Source organism: Streptomyces sp. NRRL F-5650 (genome assembly GCF_000721365.1).
Lineage (GTDB): Bacteria > Actinomycetota > Actinomycetes > Streptomycetales > Streptomycetaceae > Streptomyces > Streptomyces ardesiacus.
Genome location: NZ_JOGV01000050.1, coordinates 50042 through 67190 on the forward strand (window position 1 = coordinate 50042; position 17149 = coordinate 67190).

15 protein-coding genes and 1 pseudogene are annotated in these 17149 nt (G+C 74.9%); 5 read left to right on the forward strand and 11 right to left on the reverse strand.

Annotated features, from left to right (window positions below):
- Window positions 1–43: 43 nt before the first annotated feature.
- Together IG88_RS0132180 and IG88_RS0132185 are read right to left on the reverse strand one after the other, a co-directional pair.
- Window positions 44–322 (reverse strand): hypothetical protein, encoded by a 279-nt coding sequence (locus IG88_RS0132180; RefSeq protein ID WP_031048957.1) that lies wholly within the window; start codon window positions 320–322, stop codon window positions 44–46.
- Window positions 323–359: 37 nt separating this feature from the next.
- On the reverse strand, window positions 360–1562 hold the full coding sequence (locus IG88_RS0132185; RefSeq protein ID WP_031048959.1) for a lycopene cyclase family protein: 1203 nt from the start codon (window positions 1560–1562) through the stop codon (window positions 360–362).
- A 327-nt stretch (window positions 1563–1889) separates the two neighbouring features.
- On the opposite strand from IG88_RS0132185, the gene crtI reads away from it, so the two are divergent.
- The 5 genes from crtI to IG88_RS0132210 all read left to right on the forward strand — a co-directional run bounded on the left by crtI (window position 1890) and on the right by IG88_RS0132210 (window position 6951).
- Window positions 1890–3407 carry a phytoene desaturase family protein gene (gene crtI, locus IG88_RS0132190; protein WP_031048961.1) on the forward strand — a complete coding sequence of 506 codons (1518 nt, stop codon included), beginning with the start codon at window positions 1890–1892 and terminating at the stop codon, window positions 3405–3407.
- Window positions 3404–4399 carry a phytoene/squalene synthase family protein gene (locus IG88_RS0132195; RefSeq protein WP_031048963.1) on the forward strand — a complete coding sequence of 332 codons (996 nt, stop codon included), beginning with the start codon at window positions 3404–3406 and terminating at the stop codon, window positions 4397–4399. The genes crtI and IG88_RS0132195 overlap by 4 nt, the downstream gene beginning before the upstream one ends.
- The gene (locus IG88_RS42945) at window positions 4396–5418 is read left to right on the forward strand and encodes a DUF5914 domain-containing protein (RefSeq protein ID WP_031048965.1); all 1023 of its coding nucleotides are present in this window, start codon (window positions 4396–4398) and stop codon (window positions 5416–5418) included. Before IG88_RS0132195 ends, IG88_RS42945 begins: the two co-directional genes overlap by 4 nt.
- A gap of 16 nt (window positions 5419–5434) precedes the next feature.
- A complete protein-coding gene (locus IG88_RS0132205; RefSeq protein WP_031048968.1) occupies window positions 5435–5926 on the forward strand; it encodes an MSMEG_6728 family protein in 492 nt (163 codons plus the stop codon).
- 86 nt (window positions 5927–6012) lie between these two features.
- Window positions 6013–6951 (forward strand): EamA family transporter, encoded by a 939-nt coding sequence (locus IG88_RS0132210; RefSeq protein WP_037837170.1) that lies wholly within the window; start codon window positions 6013–6015, stop codon window positions 6949–6951.
- Here the strand turns inward: IG88_RS0132210 and IG88_RS0132215 are convergent.
- The 9 genes and pseudogenes from IG88_RS0132215 to IG88_RS0132250 form a co-directional block, all read right to left on the reverse strand.
- On the reverse strand, window positions 6915–8402 hold the full coding sequence (locus IG88_RS0132215; RefSeq protein WP_051852145.1) for an MFS transporter: 1488 nt from the start codon (window positions 8400–8402) through the stop codon (window positions 6915–6917). The genes IG88_RS0132210 and IG88_RS0132215 overlap by 37 nt on opposite strands.
- A gap of 193 nt (window positions 8403–8595) precedes the next feature.
- Entirely contained in the window at window positions 8596–9930 is a 1335-nt protein-coding gene (locus tag IG88_RS0132220) for a lipase family protein (protein WP_031048972.1), read from the reverse strand.
- 157 nt (window positions 9931–10087) lie between these two features.
- Window positions 10088–10694: pseudogene (locus tag IG88_RS44615) on the reverse strand (DNA polymerase III).
- A gap of 67 nt (window positions 10695–10761) precedes the next feature.
- The gene (locus IG88_RS0132225) at window positions 10762–12858 is read right to left on the reverse strand and encodes an iron ABC transporter permease (protein ID WP_031048980.1); all 2097 of its coding nucleotides are present in this window, start codon (window positions 12856–12858) and stop codon (window positions 10762–10764) included.
- 7 nt (window positions 12859–12865) lie between these two features.
- On the reverse strand, window positions 12866–13849 hold the full coding sequence (locus tag IG88_RS0132230; RefSeq protein ID WP_031048982.1) for an iron-siderophore ABC transporter substrate-binding protein: 984 nt from the start codon (window positions 13847–13849) through the stop codon (window positions 12866–12868).
- Entirely contained in the window at window positions 13846–14709 is an 864-nt protein-coding gene (gene cdtA, locus IG88_RS0132235; RefSeq protein WP_031048984.1) for a siderophore ABC transporter ATP-binding protein CdtA, read from the reverse strand. The genes IG88_RS0132230 and cdtA overlap by 4 nt, the downstream gene beginning before the upstream one ends.
- Before the next feature lie 102 nt (window positions 14710–14811).
- The gene (locus tag IG88_RS0132240) at window positions 14812–15402 is read right to left on the reverse strand and encodes an MSMEG_1061 family FMN-dependent PPOX-type flavoprotein (protein ID WP_031048986.1); all 591 of its coding nucleotides are present in this window, start codon (window positions 15400–15402) and stop codon (window positions 14812–14814) included.
- Between the two features lie 102 nt (window positions 15403–15504).
- On the reverse strand, window positions 15505–16293 hold the full coding sequence (locus tag IG88_RS0132245) for an SAM-dependent methyltransferase (protein ID WP_031048987.1): 789 nt from the start codon (window positions 16291–16293) through the stop codon (window positions 15505–15507).
- A 112-nt stretch (window positions 16294–16405) separates the two neighbouring features.
- Window positions 16406–17047, reverse strand: a complete 642-nt coding sequence (locus IG88_RS0132250) for a sugar O-acetyltransferase (RefSeq protein WP_031048989.1) — start codon at window positions 17045–17047, stop codon at window positions 16406–16408.
- Window positions 17048–17149 lie beyond the last annotated feature (102 nt).

Sequence of the window (17149 nt, forward strand, 5' to 3'; positions counted from 1 at the left end):
GCCCGCCGGTCCCGCCCGGGCGGCCGCACCCCACCGCCCCGGATCACCGCGCGTCCCGGGTGGTACGGACGCGGCCGACGGTCCCGGCGCGGGGGAGGGACCCCGTCGGGGCCGGGGCGGGCGTGCCGAGGCGGTCGCGGGGGGCCGCGGCGCGGCCGGAGGCGGTGTGGCGCGGCGCCGCACCGCCGCCCGCGGTACCCGGTCGGCGGGTGACGTGGCCGGGCGGGGTGCGACGGGCCGGGGCGGGCGTGCCGAGGCGGTCGCGGGGGGCCGCGTCGCGGCCGGAGGCGGTGGTCGGCGCGGTGTGGCACGGCAAGGGCATCAAGGGCTCCGGACGGTCGGTACTCGGCGGGTGGGGTTCAGCGGACGGGCAGGTGACGGCGCGGCAGCCACGGCAGTTCGGCCGCCGTGCGCAGCATCGGCAGGACGGGGACGCGCACGCCGACCGCCAGGTCCTCGTACAGCCGCGACCGGCCGTCGAGGAAGCGCAGCAGCCGCCCGGCGGGTACGCGGTCGAACAGCCGGAAGAACAGGTCGGGTCCGTCGACCCGGCCGGTGTCCAGGGCGCGCAGCAGCACCGCGTCCATCCACCGGGCCCGCGCCGGGTGCGGGGGCGGCGGGACCGGACGGCGGCCCGCGCGCACCGCGCGGGCGACGGCCTCGGACTGCCGCTGCACGGCGGCGAACGTGTACCCGGTGGACGCCCGGGTCGCACCGCCCGCGACGCCGATCCGGAAGACGCGGTCGCAGCCCTCGGCCCCCCGCGCGAAGACGGCGTCGGTCATCGGCACGATCCCCTGCTCGGTCGACAGGACCTCCGTCGCGCCGGTGCGCAGGACGCGGCGCGTGTAGTCCTCCAGCGCGCGGTCGTACGCCTCGGCCGTCAGCGGAGCCGGGCCGAACTCGGTGTACTCGACCAGCGCGGTGTGCCGTCCGGTGGGCAGTACGTAGCCGAAGGACAGGCCCCGACGCGGCTGCGCGGTGCGGAAGTCCATCAGGTCGACCACCTCCGGGTCGAAGACCGGCCGCTCGGTGCGCACGAACCAGCCCCGGAAGTGCTGGAGCAGCCGGGTGCGCGCGGCCGGCAGCCGGTCCGGCGGACGGGAGTCGAAGACCCAGCGGGCGCGCAGGCCGACCGGCGCGCCCGCCGCGTCCGTGGCCGAGACCCGCACGGTGGCGTCCGGCAGGCCGGTCACCGCGCCGACGGTGGCCTCGACGCGCCGCAGCCCCGGACGGTCCTTCAGGTCCCGTTCCACCAGCGCCTCGAAGTCGTCGGAGCGGACCATCTTGTAGCGGGCCGGCGCGATGCTGCGGCGCACGGCCCTCCCGTCCCGGCCGTGCACCCGCAGCCACTCCCACGAGGCCGTCGCCGCCCGGTCGAAGCGGCCGGGCCCGGCCTCCCAGAAGCACCAGGTGCGCCGCGCGGGCCGCAGCGGCCCCGGCGGCGGATCGACGAGGACGACGGAGGGCGCCGCGCCGTGCCGCGTCCCGGCCGGCAGCCGGTGCACCAGGGAGAGCCCCGCCGCCCCGGCACCGACGACCACGATGTCCGCGTCGAGCACGCCCGCCTCCTTCCCTTCCGCCGCCCGCCGGCCGCATCCCGCCGGGTCCGGCGGAGTATTCCGCCCGGCGCCGTCCGCGGCGACGCAGGGCGCGCTGGACGGGGCGACGCGGGAACCCGCCGGGGGGACCCGATACCGCCGGGCGGGTGACTGCCGGACGCGAACCGGGCCCCGCGGCGTCGCGCCGGAGGCGAAGGGGGAAGGCATGGGGCCGACCACACGAGAGGACCCCGCCATGCCCTCCAGCGAAAACCCCGCCACGCCCCCCGGCACGGCCGGCCACCGCACCCCCCGGCCGGACGAACCGCCCGCGGACCGGAGGGAGCGATGACGCGGACGGTGTCCGGGCGCACCGACCACGTCGTGGTCGTCGGAGCCGGACTCGCCGGGCTGTCCACCGCCCTGCACCTGCTGGGCGCGGGACGCCGGGTGACCGTCGTGGAACGCGACCCGCTGCCCGGCGGCCGGGCCGGACGGCGCGAACTCGGCGGCTACCGCCTCGACACCGGCCCCACCGTCCTGACCATGCCCGACCTGGCCGACGAGGCCTTCGCGGCCGTCGGCGAACGGCTGCGCGACCGCGTCGAGCTGCTGCCCCTGCACCCCGCCTACCGCGCCTGCTTCGCCGACGGCACCACCCTGGACGTGCACACCGACGCCGACGCGATGGAGACGGAGGTCGAACGGTTCGCCGGCGCCCGGGAGGCGGCCGGGTACCGGAGGCTGCGCGACTGGCTCGGGCGGCTGTACGCCGTGCAGATGCGCCGGTTCATCGACGCCAACTTCGACTCGCCGCTCGGCCTGCTCACCCCCGACCTGGCGCGGCTCGCAGCCCTCGGCGGCTTCGGCCGCCTCGACGCCCGCATCGGACGCTTCCTGACGGACGAACGGCTCAAGCGGGTCTTCTCCTTCCAGGCCCTGTACGCCGGTGTGGCGCCGTCCCGCGCGCTGGCCGCCTACGCCGTCATCGCCTACATGGACACCGTCGCCGGCGTCTACTTCCCGCGCGGCGGCCTGCACGCCCTGCCCCGCGCCATGGCCGCGGCCGCCACCGGCGCAGGGGCCGACCTGCGCCTCGGACGGGCCGTCACCCGCCTGGAACGGTCCGGCAACCGCGTCACCGCCGTCGTCACCGGCCACGAGCGCATCCCGTGCGACGCCGTCGTCCTCACCCCCGACCTGCCCGTCGTCCACCGGCTCCTGGGCCGCCGCCCACGCCGCCCCCTCGCCCTGCGGCACGCACCCTCGGCCGTCGTCCTGCACGCCGGAACCACCCGCACCTGGCCGCACCTCGCCCACCACACGCTCTCCTTCGGCGCCGCGTGGCGACGGACCTTCGACGAACTCACCCGGACCGGCACCCTCATGACCGACCCGTCCCTGCTGATCACCCGGCCCACCGCCCACGACCCCTCCCTCGCCCCCGAGGGCCGCCACCTCCACTACGTCCTCGCGCCCTGCCCCAACACCGACACCGGCCCCGGCGCCCGCGCCTGGAGCGACCTCGCGCCCCGCTACCGCGACCGGCTGCTCGCCACCCTGGAACGCCGGGGACTGACCGGCTTCGCCGCCGCCGTGGAGGAGGAGTGCCTGGTGACGCCCGCCGACTGGACCGCACAGGGGCACGCCGCCGGCACCCCCTTCTCGGTCGCCCACACCCTCGCCCAGACCGGACCCTTCCGCCCCCGCAACCTGGTGCGCGGCACCGACAACGCGGTCCTCGCGGGCTGCGGGACCACCCCGGGCGTCGGGGTGCCGACCGTACTGCTGTCCGGCAAGCTGGCCGCCGCCCGCATCACCGGAACACCGCGGCGCCCCCGGGCGGCGAGGGGCGGGCGGCGATGACCGGACGCGAACTCGACGCCGCCGGTGTCACCGACCCCGCCCTGCGCGCCGCCTACACCCGGTGCCGGCTCCTCAACGCCCGCCACGGCCGCACCTACTTCCTGGCCACCCGCCTCCTGCCCGCCGACCGCAGGCCCGCCGTGCACGCCCTGTACGGGTTCGCCCGGTGGGCCGACGACATCGTCGACGACACGGCCGACGCCACGCCCGCCGAGCGCGCCGCCGCCCTCGCCCGCCTCGACCGGCTGCTGCGGCACGCGCTCACCGGGGGCCGCCCCGCCGCCGAGCCGGTGGTGCTGGCCCTGGCCGACACCGCCGCCCGGTACGCCATCGAACCGGCGCACTTCACCGACTTCATGGCCTCGATGCGCGCCGACCTCACCGTCACCGACTACGCCACCTACGCCGACCTGCGCGCCTACATGCACGGCTCGGCCGCCGTCATCGGCCTCCAGATGCTCCCCGTCCTCGGCACCGTGACCTCCCGCGCCCTGGCCGCCCCGCACGCCGCCGCGCTGGGCGTCGCCTTCCAGCTCACCAACTTCCTGCGGGACGTCGGCGAGGACCTGGACCGGGGCCGGGTCTACCTCCCCGCCGACCTGCTCGCCGCGCACGGCGTCCAGCGGGACCTGCTGCTGTGGAGCAGGCGCACCGGCCGCCACGACACGCGCATCACCGCCGCGCTGCGGGCCGCCGAGGACCTCACCCGGGGCGTCTACCGCGAGGCCGAACCCGGCCTCGCCATGCTCGACCCCGTGGCGCGGCCCTGCATCCGCACCGCCCTGCTGCTCTACCGGAGCATCCTCGACACGATCGCGGAGGGCGGGTACGCGGTGCTGCACCGGCGCGCGGTGGTGCCCCGCCGACGCCGCGCGGCCGTCGCCGCCGACGGACTCGTACGCGTACTCGCCGCCCGGCTCGCCGCACGCCGCACCCCCACGCCCGCGACCGTGCCCCGCGGTGCCGCCCTCGACGCGAAGGAGCCCGGATGAGCACGGACGGCCGCCCCCGCCGAGGACGCCTCCCCCTGCGGCTGCGGCGCCGTGCGCTCCCCTGGGAGCGGCAGCGCCCGACATGGCGCGAGGCGCGCCCCGCCGTCGTCGCCGCGGCCCTGCGGCGTGCCGGGGCCCGCCCCTCGGGCAACTGGTACGTCCTCGGCGCGAGCACCGGCGTACGGCCCACGCGTCCGCTCGCCGGCACCGTCGCCGGCGTCGAGGCCGTCGTCTGGCGGGACGCGCACGGGCGTCTGGTGGGCGGCCCCGGCGCCTGCCCCCATCTCGGCGCCCCGCTGGCCGACAGCCCGGTACGGTGCGGCACGCTCGTGTGCCACTGGCACGGACTCGCCCTCGACGGCGCCCCGTTCGCCGGGTGGGAACCCCTGCCGGTCCACGACGACGGCGTCCTGGTGTGGGTACGGCTGGACACCGTGGGGGCGGAGCCGCCCACCCCGGAGCCCCTCGTGCCCGCCCGGCCGCCCCGGGCGACGGCGCTGACCTCGGTGTGGCGCGGGGTGGGCACCTGCGAGCCCGAGGACGTGGTCGCCAACCGGCTCGACCCGTGGCACGGAGCGTGGTTCCACCCGTACTCCTTCGTGGACCTCACCGTCGTCGAGGCACCCGGGCAGGACACGCCCCCCAAGGAGGGCGGCGACCGCTTCGTCGTGGACGTGTCCTTCCGGCTGACCGGCCGCCTGGTCGTCCCCGTCCGGGCCGAGTTCACCGCGCCCGGACCCCGCACCGTCGTCATGCGCATCGTCGAGGGCGAGGGCACCGGGTCCGTGGTGGAGAGCCATGCCACACCGCTGGGACCCGGCGTGGACGGACTGCCGCGCACCGCCGTCGTCGAGGCGGTGCTCGCCACCTCGGACCGGCCCGGATTCCCCCTGGCCCGCCGTCTGGCGCCCGCCCTGCGGCCGCTGATGCGCGCCGCCGCGGGCCGCCTGTGGCGCGACGACCTCGCCTACGCCGAACGCCGCGCACACCTGCGTGCCCGCGGCCTCTTCCCCGGCTGAACGGAGCGGCACCACCGTGCAGACCTTCCTCCCCCACCCCGGTTTCCGGGACTCGGCACTGGCCCTGGACCGGCGGCGCCTGGGCAAACAGCGCGTGGAAGCCCTCCAGGTGCTGCGCGGACTCACCGTCCCCGGCTACGGCTGGCGCCGGCACCCCGCGGTGCGGATGTGGACGGGCTACGAGGAAGCACTCGTCCGCTACGGCCTCGACGTCTGCCGGGTCTGGCGGGAGCAGGGCCACCAGGACAGCTGCGCGGCCTCACTGGTCGCGGGACTCGCCGAGCGCCGTCCCGGCGAGCCGGTGCGGGAGCAGGCGGAACTGGCCGCCGCGGGAGAACTGCCGCCCTGGCTCGGCGACGATGCCTTCCACCGCAGCCACCGCTCGGCGCTGGTGCGCAAGGACCCGGAGGTGTACGCCGAACAGTTCCCCGGGGTCCCCGACGACCTGCCCTACGTCTGGCCGGCCTCGGACCGGGAGCGCCGGGAGGCGGACGGCGGCTCCCCGTAGGCCGGTCCGCGCGTCGCGATTGGCCCCCGACAGCGCCCCTGAAGTGGACCCCGTGGCGGACCGCCGCGCTCCCTAGCGTCGGGGGCATGAACGCCACCACCACGCGCGGGGCCCTGCTCGCCGCGCTCGCCTGTGTCCTCGTCGGAGGATCCTTCACCGCCAACAGCCTGCTCGGCGACTACCCGTACGCGGGCGGCCAGTTCCTTCGCTACGGGCTGGCCTTCCTGCTGCTCCTCCCGCTGGCCGGCCCCGGCGCGGCAACCCGGCTGCGCGCGCTCGGCGCCGCCCACTGGGTGCGCCTCGCGCTGCTGGCGGCCGTGGGCATGGTCGGCTTCAACCTGGCCGTCCTGGCCGCGGAACGCACGGCGGAGCCCGCGGTACCCGGCGTCCTCGTCGGCTGCGCGCCCGTGGTCGTCGCCGTCGTCGTGCCCCTGCTGGAGGGGCGCCGGCCCCAGCGGGTCGTCCTGTACGGGTCCCTGTTCGTGGCCCTGGGAGCCTTCACCGTCCAGGGCTGGGGACGCACCGACGGCGCGGGCCTCGCCTTCTCGGTGTGCGCGCTGGCCGGCGAGGTCGGGTTCGCCGTGCTCGCCGTGCCCGTACTGCGGCCCCTGGGCCCGCGGCTGCTGTCCACCGCGGTGTGCGGCATCGCGGCGGCCGAATCGGCCCTGGCGGGCGTCCTGGCGGACGGGAGCGGGTGGCTGCGCCGGCCGGACGCGGTGGAGACGGGCGCGCTGCTGTGGCAGGCGGTGGTGGTCACCGTCGTCGGGTTCGTGTGCTGGTACATGGGCATGCAGCGGATCGGCGCCGAACGCGCCACCCTGTTCTCCGGGCTGATCCCGGTCGCCGCCGCCGGTACCGCACCGCTGGTCGGCACGGGCTCCTACGGCATCGCCCAGGCGGTGGGCAGCGCCCTGGTCTTCGCCGGGGTGGCCGTGGGGTCGGGCGCGTCGCTCCGCCTCGTGCGCGGCCGGCGGCCGGCGACGGTGCGTCAGGGGGCCTTCGAGCGGTCCTTGGAGAAGCTGTAGAGGTCCTTCGAGGTCGTGATGAGCTCGCGCTGCTCCTGCCGGGAGCCGACCATGGGCTGCGAGCCGTGCAGCGGCACCTGGGCGCTCTCCGGCAGGAACCTCACCGTCACCAGCCCGATGGCGCCCGCCGCCATCAGGTAGTACGCCGGCATCAGGTCGTCGCCGGTGATGCTCACCAACGCCTCGGTGACCAGCGGGGTGGTGCCGCCGAAGGCGGCGACGGCGAAGTTGAAGCCGATGGCCATCGCGGCGTAGCGCACGGCGGTGGGGAACAGCGCCGGCAGCGTGGCGGCGCTGGGCGCGGCGAAGCAGGCCAGCAGGGTGGACAGCAGCAGCACCCCGAACACCGGCGCCCAGATGCCGTCCGCCTTCAGCAGCAGGAACGCCGGAACGGCCAGGACGATCATCGCCGCCGCGCCGACGGCGTACAGCGGGCGGCGGCCGACGTGGTCGCTGAGCCGGCCGAGGAAGGTGATCAGCAGCACGATCCACACCATCCCCATCAGCACCAGCACGTCCGCGAACCCGCTGGAACGGTTCAGGGTCTCTGTCTGGTACGTCGGCAGATAGCCCGTCACCATGTAGTTGGTGACGTTGTAGAGCAGCACCAGGCCCATGCAGATCAGCAGCGGGCGCCAGTGCTCGCGCACGATCGTCTTGAACTCGCTGCCGGCCGACTCCTGGGCCAGGCCCTTCTCGTGCTCGTCGAGCTGCTGCTGGAAGGCGGGGGACTCCTCCAGCTTGAGCCGCATGTACAGGCCGATGACACCGAGCGGACCGGCGATCAGGAACGGCAGCCGCCAGCCCCAGGCGAGCATCTGCTCGTCGGACAGGGACAGGTTCAGCACGGTGACCAGCGCCGAGCCCAGGGCGTAGCCGACGAAGGTGCCGAAGTCGAGCCAACTGGAGAGGAAGCCGCGCCGCCGGTCGGGTGAGTACTCCGCGACGAAGGTGGTGGCGCCCCCGTACTCGCCGCCGGTGGAGAAGCCCTGGACCATCCGGGCGAGCAGCAGCAGGATCGGGGCGGCGATGCCGATGGTCGCGTAGCTGGGGATGAGGCCGATGGCGAAGGTGCCCAGCGCCATCATGATCATGGTCGTGGCGAGCACCTTCTGCCGTCCGACGCGGTCCCCGAGCGGGCCGAAGACCAGGCCGCCGAGCGGGCGTACGACGAACGCCGCGGCGAAGGTGGCGAAGGAGGAGATCACCTGGGCCGCCGGGGAGGCGCCCGGGAAGAACACCTTGCCGATGGTGGCCGCCAGATAGCTGTAGACCCCGAAGTCGAACCACTCCATGCAGTTGCCGAGCGCGGAGGCCCCGACCGCGCGCTTGAGCAGCGGCGCCTCGACGACCTGGACGTCCTCCTCGCGAAAGGCCCGCTTGGTACGGCGGAGCCGGCGGGCCAGTTCCTCGCGGACCTGCCGCGGCAGGCGCGCGACCGTACCCGGCATCTTCGCCCCGCTCCGGGGACCGGACCCGCCGTCGGACTTCGCGTCGACCACGCCGCTGCCTTCCTGTCGCTCCGTCACAGTTCGCCTGAGCGAATTCTGTGCCGCAACCCGGGACCGGCGCATGCCGGAGCCGCTGCCCGGGGCGGCGCGGACCCCCGGGCAGCGGTTCGACGGCGGCGGTGCGACGTCCTGCTCAGGGCTGGACCGGCATGCTCCAGCAGTTGGAGCCGGCCGCTTTGCCGGAGAGCCGGTCGGTGAGCCAGGAGATGGCGTTGCCCTGGTCGGTGAGCAACGGGGCGAAGTGGTTGAGCAGACCGCTGCCCACGGCCGGCAGCACCACGGGGACGTAGGTGACCTTCCCGCCCTTGTCGCACCAGTCGACCGCCAGCCGGCGGGCCTGGCCGTGGGGGACCAGGTCGTCGCCGGTGCCGGTGGCCACGCGGACCGGCCCGGCGGGCTTGAGCGCGCCGATGCGCTGCTCGGCCAGGAAGTCCTGGAGCGCGGGCTCGGCCCGGATGATGTCGCTGAGGGACTGCCCCGTCTTCGTCCACTCCTTGCTGCTCCTGCCGCCGTAACCGAAGAGCGCGTCGCCCACGCACATCGTCGACAGGTCCTTCAGCGCCTTCTCGCCGGCCTCGTTGACGTACCGGTCGGCGATGGGCCGCAGGGCCGGCTCGGTCTGCAGGAAGCCGTTGAGCGACCAGCCCAGGGCGCCCGCCAGGTCGCTGCCGTCGATCGCCTTCGTCACCTCCGTCAGGTCGGCGGGCGGTGCCCCGGCGTAGGTGCCGGCCAGTTCGACGTCGGGGGCGTAGGAGGGCTGCAGCTCGGCGGCGGCCGCCGTGGCACCGCCGCCCTGGCTGTACCCGAACAGCCCCACCCGGGAGGCGGGGGTGACGGACGCCTGGTCGAGGGAGCGTGCGGCGCGTACGGCGTCCAGGACGGCGTGGGCCCCGTCGACGCGGTTGACGTAGGTGTGCAGCCGGTCGGTGGTGCCGAGGCCCACGTAGTCGGTGACGACGACGGCGACGCCGCGCAGCAGCAGCCGGTAGACCGACAGGTCCTCGTAACCGACGGAGACCGTCTGCCCGTTGAGCATCAGCGGGTGTTCCAGGGCCATCGAGGCGGCGCACTGGTCGCCCTGCCCCATGGTTCCGGGGGCCACGGCGACCAGGGGGCGCGGTCCGTCGCCGCGCCACTTCGCGGCCGGTTCGATGTAGGCGCCGGTCACCGCGACGGCCTCGCCGTTCGCGTCGGTGGACTTGTACATCAGCCGGGTCGCCCGGCCGGGGAGCGGCCCGTCGATGCCGGGCAGGCTCAGCGCCAGGGGCAGCGGCTCGCTGCGGACCAGGGCGCCGTCGGCGTCCGGGAGTTCGGACGGCGGGGTGTAGAAGGCGGGTATCTCGACGCCGCGGGACGTCGTGGCCGAACCGCCGGCCGCACCGTCGGCCGCGACGGCCGGGACGGCCTGGGCACCGAGGGCGAGCGCGGCGGCGATCGCCGCGGCGAGCATGCGGGGACGTGAGGGCATGGCGAACCTCCTGGGGAAGGGCCGGATCCGTCGTCCGCGGTCCCGTGGGACCAGGACCGTGGTCGCGCTGCTCCTGTGGGGTTACCGGACCGTAACCGGCCGGGCGTTACCAGGGGTAGCACCATGTTCATTACGGTTCAGTAACTTGACGAGCTGTCTAACAAGCGCGATCGGACCGAGCACGGTGGAAGCAGGCGCGGCCGGGCCAAGCGCCGCCCGGCAGGCGCTGACCGCCGGGGAACTGCCCCCAGGAGCCCGGCCAGGCCCCTCGGTCCGCCGCCCGAGCACCAGCGCGGCGATTTCCAGGCGCCGTCCGTCCCTCGGTGGTGCCGCCCCTCCGGGGGCGGCCCGGCGATCTCCGGTGCCCGCGCCATGCCGGGACACCCTGGCGCGGCCCGTGGGCCTCGGCGAAGACGGCCTTGGCGTCGGTGTGCGCGCGCTGTGCCGGCCGTACGAAGGGGTACGCGACCCCGTCCGCCGCGCACTGGCCCAGCGTGTCGCAGGCCCGGGCCAGGCTCAGGCACCGGTCGGCCTCGGCCGGGGTGATGCCGGTCAGCCCGGTGCGGAACGCGCTGACCGGGGAGCGGACGGGCCGCACCAGGATCCGGTGCCGGGCCGCCCGTTCCCGGGTCGAGGTCCACCACGGCGAGCCCGATCTCGACGATCTCGCTCACCGCGCCGGGCGGCGGCTGCCCGTCCCAGCAGGTGGCCTCCAGGCCGACGACGTTCAGCAGGCCCGCGTGGCCCCCGTCCGCGTGGCGCAGGTCCGGGGGCGGCACCGTACGGCGGTCGCGGACCCGCGAGCGGCCGGTTGCCCCCTCGGGCAGTCGGCTAGCGACGGCTGCGGACCAGCAGGTACAGGAAGTACGGCGTGCCGATCACCGCCGTCATGAGACCCGCGCCGAGCTGGGCCGGGGCGATCACCGTGCGGCCGAGGAGGTCGGCGGCGCAGACGAGGACGGCACCGAGCAGGACCGCCACCGGCACCACCCGCACGTGCCGCCGGCCCACCAGGGCGCGTGCCGCGTGCGGGGCGACCAGACCGACGAAACCGATCGTGCCCGCGCAGGCCACCGCGGTCGAGCTGAGGACCACGCTCAGCACCAGGAACCCGAGGCGTCCCGGAGCCAGCCGCAGGCCGAGCAGCCGCGGGGTGTCCTCGTCCAGCGAGACCAGGTCCAGCTCGGTGCGCCGGGCGACGGCCACACCGATGCCGACGGCCAGCGCCAGCGCGACGGGCACGACGTCCGGCAGGGTCCGCCCGTAGGTCGAACCCGACAGCCAGGTCAGCGCCTTGGTGGCGTTGAACGGGTCGGTGAGCACGATCAGCAGACTGATCAGCGCCGCCGTCCCGGAGGCCACGCCGATGCCGACGAGGACCAGCCGGTTCTGCCGGAAGCCGCCCCGGGCGGCGAGCCCGAAGACGAGGACGGCGGTGACGGCGGACCCCGCGAACGCGGCGCCCGCCACGCCCCAGGTCCCGGCGGCCGGCACGGTGGTCACCAGGATCACCGCGCCCAGCGCGCCGCCGCCGGTCACCCCGAGGACGTTCGGTTCGGCGAGCGGGTTGCGGGTGACGGCCTGCACCAGCGTGCCCGCGAGGGCCAGCGCCGCGCCCGCGCACAGCGCGGCCAGCACCCGCGGCACCCGCGTGTCCAGCACGAAGGAGACGGCGCGCCCGGCCCGGCCCTGGGCCCAGTTGACGACGTCGCCGAGCAGCAGCTTGGTGTCGCCCACCAGCACGGCGGCGATCACCAGCCCCACCAGGACCACGACCAGGACGGCGACCGTGGCCAGGAACACCCCCCGGCCGGGGGTGCGCAGCCGGTCCGGAGCCCCCGCCCCGGCGGTGTCGCGCACCCGCAGGGCCATGGCGACCAGGAACACGGCGCCGACCAGGCTGGTCACCACGCCCGTGGGCACGGACACCGAGCGCTCGTCCGCCACCAGGGCCCGCAGCAGCACGTCCGAGCCGAGCACCAGGGCGGCGCCGGTCAGCGCCGCCGCCGGCAGGGCCGTACGGGAGCGGCTGAAGCCGCGGAAGCGGCGTGCGAGCGGGCGCACCAGGGCGGGGGCGCACAGGCCGACGAAGCCGATCGGACCGGCGAGGGTGACCGCCGTGGCCGACAGCAGGGCCGCGAGCACGACGACCGTGACCCGGGTGGCCCGGACCGGGACGCCGAGACCGCGGGCCGCGTCGTCGCCCAGGGCCAGCGCGTCCACCCGGCGGGCCGTCAGCAGCAGGCCGGCCAGCCCGGCCAGGGCGATCGGCAGCATCTGCAGGACGCCGTCGAAGCCGTTCTGGGAGATGCTGCCCTGGTTCCACTGGTAGAGGCCCTCCGTCTGCTCCGGGAAGAGCAGCAGCAGACCCTCCGTCATGGAGTTCAGGCCCAGCATCAGCGCGGTGCCCGCCAGGACGAGGCGGACGGTGCCCGTGCCGAGGCCGGACAGGCCGAGCACGACGGCCGCCGCCGCGAGGCCGCCGACGAAGGCGACGCCGGAGGAGGCGAGCAGCGGCAGTGACACGCCGGTGGCGCCGGCCAGTCCCAGCGCCAGGTAGGAACCCGCGTTCACCGCGAGGGTGTCGGGGGAGGCGAGCACGTTGCGGCTGACCGCCTGGAGCACCGCGCCGGCCATGCCCAGGACGGCGCCGACCAGCAGCCCCGCGGTCATGCGCGGCAGCCGGGAGGCGACGACGACGGACGCGTCGTCCGCGGAGGCCCGCCCGGTCAGGGCCTTGAACACCTCGGACGGTCCGACGGCGGCGGTGCCCTGGGTGATGTCGACGACCGCGAGGACGGCGACCAGCAGGACGATCCCGGCCGTCACCGCGGCCGCGCCCGACCGGGAGGCGGGAACCGCCGGCGGACGGGCCCCGGCGGGCTCGGCTGCGGGCTCGGTTGCGGCTTCGGTTGCGGTGACGGTCATGGCCCCGCTACTTCGTCAGGGCGCCGACGACGGCGTCGATGTACGCCTCCATCGACCCGGGACCGCCGAACATCCAGATGCCGTCGTCGAGCCGGTGCACGTGCCCCGCCGTCACGAACGGCAGCGACTTCCAGACCGGGTTCTTCGCCAGCTCACCGGTGAACGGGGTGGCGCTCGGGTCCTCGTCGTTGCCGATGTAGGCGAACCGGGTGTCCTTCGGCAGCTTGGTCAGGCCCTCGACGTCGGTACTGCCCAGACCGTAGGCCGCGTCGCCCTTCACCGTCCAGGCGTTCTTCAGGCCGATGGCCTCGTTGACCTCGCCGATGAGGGAGGTCGCGGTGTACGGGCGGATCGAAACCTGGTTGGAGGTGACGTAGCCGTCGGCGAAGGCGAGGTTCTTGCCGCCCATCCCGGCGTCGGCCAGGGACTTCTTCCCTGCGGCGACCTTGGCCTCGAAGCCCTTGCGCAGCGACTCGGCCTGGTCCGTGGTGCCGGTCGCCCTGGCGATGAGGTCGACGTTGTCCAGCATCCGGTCGATCTGACCGGTGCCGTCGGCGGAGGCCACCTCGATCACCGGGGCGATCTCGCGCAACTGCTTCACGGCGGCCGGGGAGAGGTCCGTGGTGGCGACGACGAGGTCGGGGGCGAGGGAGGCGACGGTGTCCATGCTCGGCTCGCCGCGGGTGCCGATGTCCTTGGGCTCGTTCTTCAGCGGAACGGCGCTGTCCCAGGTCTTGTACCCCTTGACGTCCGCGACGCCCACCGGGTCGACCCCGAGGGAGACGAGGCTCTCGACGACGTTCCACTCGGTGGCGACGACCTTGGTGGCCGGCCCGTCGAGCTTCACCTCGGTGCCCTTGCCGTCCTTGAGCGTGATCGCCCCGGAGGCCTTCTTCTCCGTCTTGTCGGCGGCGGGTTCGCTGGTGCCGCAGGCGGCGAGGGTGAGCGCCGCGGCGGTGGTGGCGGCCGCGGTGAGCAGGAGGCGTCTCATGAGGTGGTGCCGAGCCTTTCGGGGGTGCGTATGTGGTGGCGGCCGACCGGGCGGGTGCGCAGCCGGCCGGTGAGGGGATCGGTGTCGACGTCGATGCGGATGCCGTAGACGGCGGTCAGGCGTTCGGGCGTCAGTACGTCCTCGGGCGTGCCGTCGGCGACGATCCGGCCCGCTTCGAGCAGCGTGATCCGGTCGGCGACGGCCGCCGCCTGGTCGAGGTCGTGCAGGACGACGCCGACGGCGATGCCGTGCACGTCCGCCAGGTCGCGGATCAGGTCGAGCAGTTCGACCTGGTAGCGCAGGTCGAGGTAGGTCGTGGGTTCGTCCAGGAGCAGTACGCCGGTCTCCTGGGCGAGGCAGCTCGCGAGCCACACGCGCTGGAGCTGTCCGCCGGAGAGGTGGTCGGCGCCGCGGTCGGCGAGGCCGTCGACGCCGGTGAGGGCGAGCGCCCGGTCCACGGCGGCCGGACCGTCCGGATCGGGCCGCCCCCAGCGGCCCCGGTAGGGGTAGCGGCCGAACTCGACGACGTCCCGTACGGTCAGCCCGCCGGGTGTCGGCCGCGCCTGGGTCAGCAGGGCGACGTACCGCGAGAACTCACGGGACGTCAGCGCCAGCGCGTCGGTCGTGCCGTCGATGTCGATGGTGGCGCTGCGGGCCCGCTGCAGCCGTGCGACGGTCCGCAGCAGGGTGGACTTGCCGCTGCCGTTGGGGCCGACCAGGACGGTCACTTCGCCGGGCCGGAGCCTGACTCCCGCGTCGTGCACGACATCCACGCCGTCGTACGCGACGGTCACGCCCGTCGCCGACAGCTCATGACCGCGCAGGCGCGGAGTACCGGCTGCGTCTTCTGCTGCTCTCACGCGACGAAGGTTAGCCTAACCTAAAAAGTACTGGTAGAGGCGGGGCTCACACGGGCCCCGCCACGGCCCCTGCGTTCGCCCGCCCCCGCCGGGCCGGAGGCGTCAACCAGCCTTCTGGGGACGGGACTTCCACAGGCCCGCCCGGTTCAGGGACATCGGGCAGTGCAGGTAGATCTCGTCGATCTCCAGGAGCAGCGCCAGCTCCGGGCGCCTTCCGTCCCGCGTCATCGCGTCGAAGAAGGGGGCGTCGGTGAGGATGCGCGCCCGGCCGTTGACCCGGAGCACCTCCTTGCCGCCCGGGATCAGGTAGAGCAGTCCGGCGTGCGGATTGTCGAGGATGTTGTGGAAACTGTCCCCGCGCCGGTTGCCCGGCCGGTCCGGCAGGGCGAGGGTGCCTGAGTCGAGGACGTGGGTGAAGCCGGGTGCGTCGCCGCGGGGCGACACGTCGCAGTTGCCGCCCGCGTCGGAGGTCGCCAACAGGCAGAAGGGGGAGCGGGAGAGGATGTCCAGGTCGTCGTCCGTGAGGCGGTCGTGCACCTTGTCGATGACGACGGGCCAGGGTTCGCCCAGCAGCTCGCGCAGGTGCGCACGGGAGCCGAGTTCGACCCAGCCCCTCTCGGTGTCGGTGTCGGTGTCGGTGTCGGCGGTGGCGGCGCCCGGCCGGTCCCGGGCCGTGTCGGTCGTGTGCGGCAAGGCCGGCTCCCCAGTGTGCTCGCGGAACAGCCGGAAGAAGGGCTTCCGGTGTTGTTGCACACGAAACATTATCCGACGTTAGGTTCGCCTTACCTTCGCACCTCAGGGAATGCGCGCCACGCCCGCGTAGATGCCGCTCTCCTCCGGCGCGGGCGGTTCCAGGCCCTCGCCGGACCACTCGGTGGCCGTCACCAGACCGGGCGGCAGCAGCTCCAGGCCGTCGAAGAAGCGGGCCACCTCCGCCCGGGTGCGGAAGCCGAGCCGGATGCCGCCCTTGGCGTACTGGTCGATCACCTGCTCCGCCAGCTCGGGGAAGAGGTCGATCGCGGCGTGCGACAGGACCAGGTGGCTGCCGGACGGCAGGGTCTCCACCAGCCCCCGGACGATGCCGCGGGCGTCGTCGTCCGGAACGAAGTGCATCAGGGCGATCAGCGACAGCCCGATCGGCCGGTCGAAGTCCAGGATCCGGCGGGCGTGCCGCACGATCCCGTCCGGCTCGCGGACGTCGGCCTGGATGTAGTCGGTGGCCCCCTCGGGGCTGCTGACCAGCAGGGCCTCCGCGTGCCGCAGCACGATCGGGTCGTTGTCGGCGTAGACGACCCGGGCCGTCGGTACCGTCCGCTGGACGATCCGGTGCAGGTTGGGTTCGGTCGGGATGCCCGTGCCGATGTCCAGGAACTGGTCGATGCCCCGCGCGGCCAGGTGCGCCACCGCCCGGTTCATGAACGCGCGGTTCTGCCGCGCCGCGACCCGCGCCTCGGGCGGCAGCGTCTCGCCCACGGCCTCGTCGACCGGGTAGTTGTCCTTGCCGCCGAGCAGCCAGTCGTAGACCCGCGCGGGATGGGCCCGGCCCGTGTCGATGCGGGGAGGGCGGGATGGGTCCGTCGTCATGGCAGGCTCCGTGCTCCGGGAGGTGACACTCCGCCGCGCTTCCCGATCATCGTAGCTCCGTGGCGCCCTGCCATGTGCCGGGCGGAGGCGGGAAGTTGTCGCACCCGGGTGGTCAGCCGGCCTCCCGGCGCAGGGTGCGCGGCGGGCGGTGGCTCCACGCGCGGTCGGCGTCGGTGATCTCGCGCAGCACCCGGGCCGGGGTCCCGGCGACGACCGTCATCGGCGGCACGTGCGCCGTCACCACGCTGCCCGCGCCGACCACGGACCCCCGGCCGACGGTCACGCCGGGCATGATCAGCGCGCCGGCCCCGATCCACACGTCGTCCTCGATGCGCACCGGCGCGGAGAACTGCGTGCCGTCCCTGCGCAGGTCCGGGTGGACGGGATGGCCGGTCGTGCTGACCGTCACGTGCGGGCCGAACATCACCCGGTCGCCGACGAAGACCTCCACGTCGTCGACGAGCGTGAGGCCGAAGTTGGCATACACGTCGTCGCCCAGGTGCGTCCGGCTGCCGTAGGCCACGTGCAGCGGCGGCTCGATCCACACCCCGGTGCCCAGCGCGGCGAGCATCTCCTTCAGGAGCGCCCGGCGGCCCTCCTCGTCCCGTGCGCCGGTCCGGTTGTAGGCGTCGGCCAGCTCCTTGCCGCGCAGCCGCTCCTCCGCCAGGCCCTCCAGGCCGGGGGCGCCGTCCGAGTAGAGCTCCTGGGCCGCCATCCGGCGGCGGACCTCGCGTTCACGGGGGTCGGTGGGCATGGTTCTCCGTAAGTTGTTGGTCGGCCCGGGAGGGCCGGGTGTGGCTTATGGTTCTCTGCCTTCAGTGGCTTCCGAGGAGTGGCCGCCCGGCTCTCCGGGGCG

Excerpts from the sequence above, each read along its gene's own strand:
- IG88_RS0132180 (WP_031048957.1), bottom strand. The coding sequence starts at position 322 with ATGCCCTTGCCGTGCCACACCGCGCCGACCACCGCCTCCGGCCGCGAC.
- crtI (WP_031048961.1), top strand. The coding sequence starts at position 1,890 with ATGACGCGGACGGTGTCCGGGCGCACCGACCACGTCGTGGTCGTCGGA.
- IG88_RS0132195 (WP_031048963.1), top strand. The coding sequence starts at position 3,404 with ATGACCGGACGCGAACTCGACGCCGCCGGTGTCACCGACCCCGCCCTG.
- IG88_RS42945 (WP_031048965.1), top strand. The coding sequence starts at position 4,396 with ATGAGCACGGACGGCCGCCCCCGCCGAGGACGCCTCCCCCTGCGGCTG.
- IG88_RS0132210 (WP_037837170.1), top strand. The coding sequence starts at position 6,013 with ATGAACGCCACCACCACGCGCGGGGCCCTGCTCGCCGCGCTCGCCTGT.
- IG88_RS0132215 (WP_051852145.1), bottom strand. The coding sequence starts at position 8,402 with ATGCCGGGTACGGTCGCGCGCCTGCCGCGGCAGGTCCGCGAGGAACTG.
- IG88_RS0132220 (WP_031048972.1), bottom strand. The coding sequence starts at position 9,930 with ATGCCCTCACGTCCCCGCATGCTCGCCGCGGCGATCGCCGCCGCGCTC.
- IG88_RS0132225 (WP_031048980.1), bottom strand. The coding sequence starts at position 12,858 with ATGACCGTCACCGCAACCGAAGCCGCAACCGAGCCCGCAGCCGAGCCC.
- IG88_RS0132230 (WP_031048982.1), bottom strand. The coding sequence starts at position 13,849 with ATGAGACGCCTCCTGCTCACCGCGGCCGCCACCACCGCCGCGGCGCTC.
- IG88_RS0132245 (WP_031048987.1), bottom strand. The coding sequence starts at position 16,293 with ATGACGACGGACCCATCCCGCCCTCCCCGCATCGACACGGGCCGGGCC.
- IG88_RS0132250 (WP_031048989.1), bottom strand. The coding sequence starts at position 17,047 with ATGCCCACCGACCCCCGTGAACGCGAGGTCCGCCGCCGGATGGCGGCC.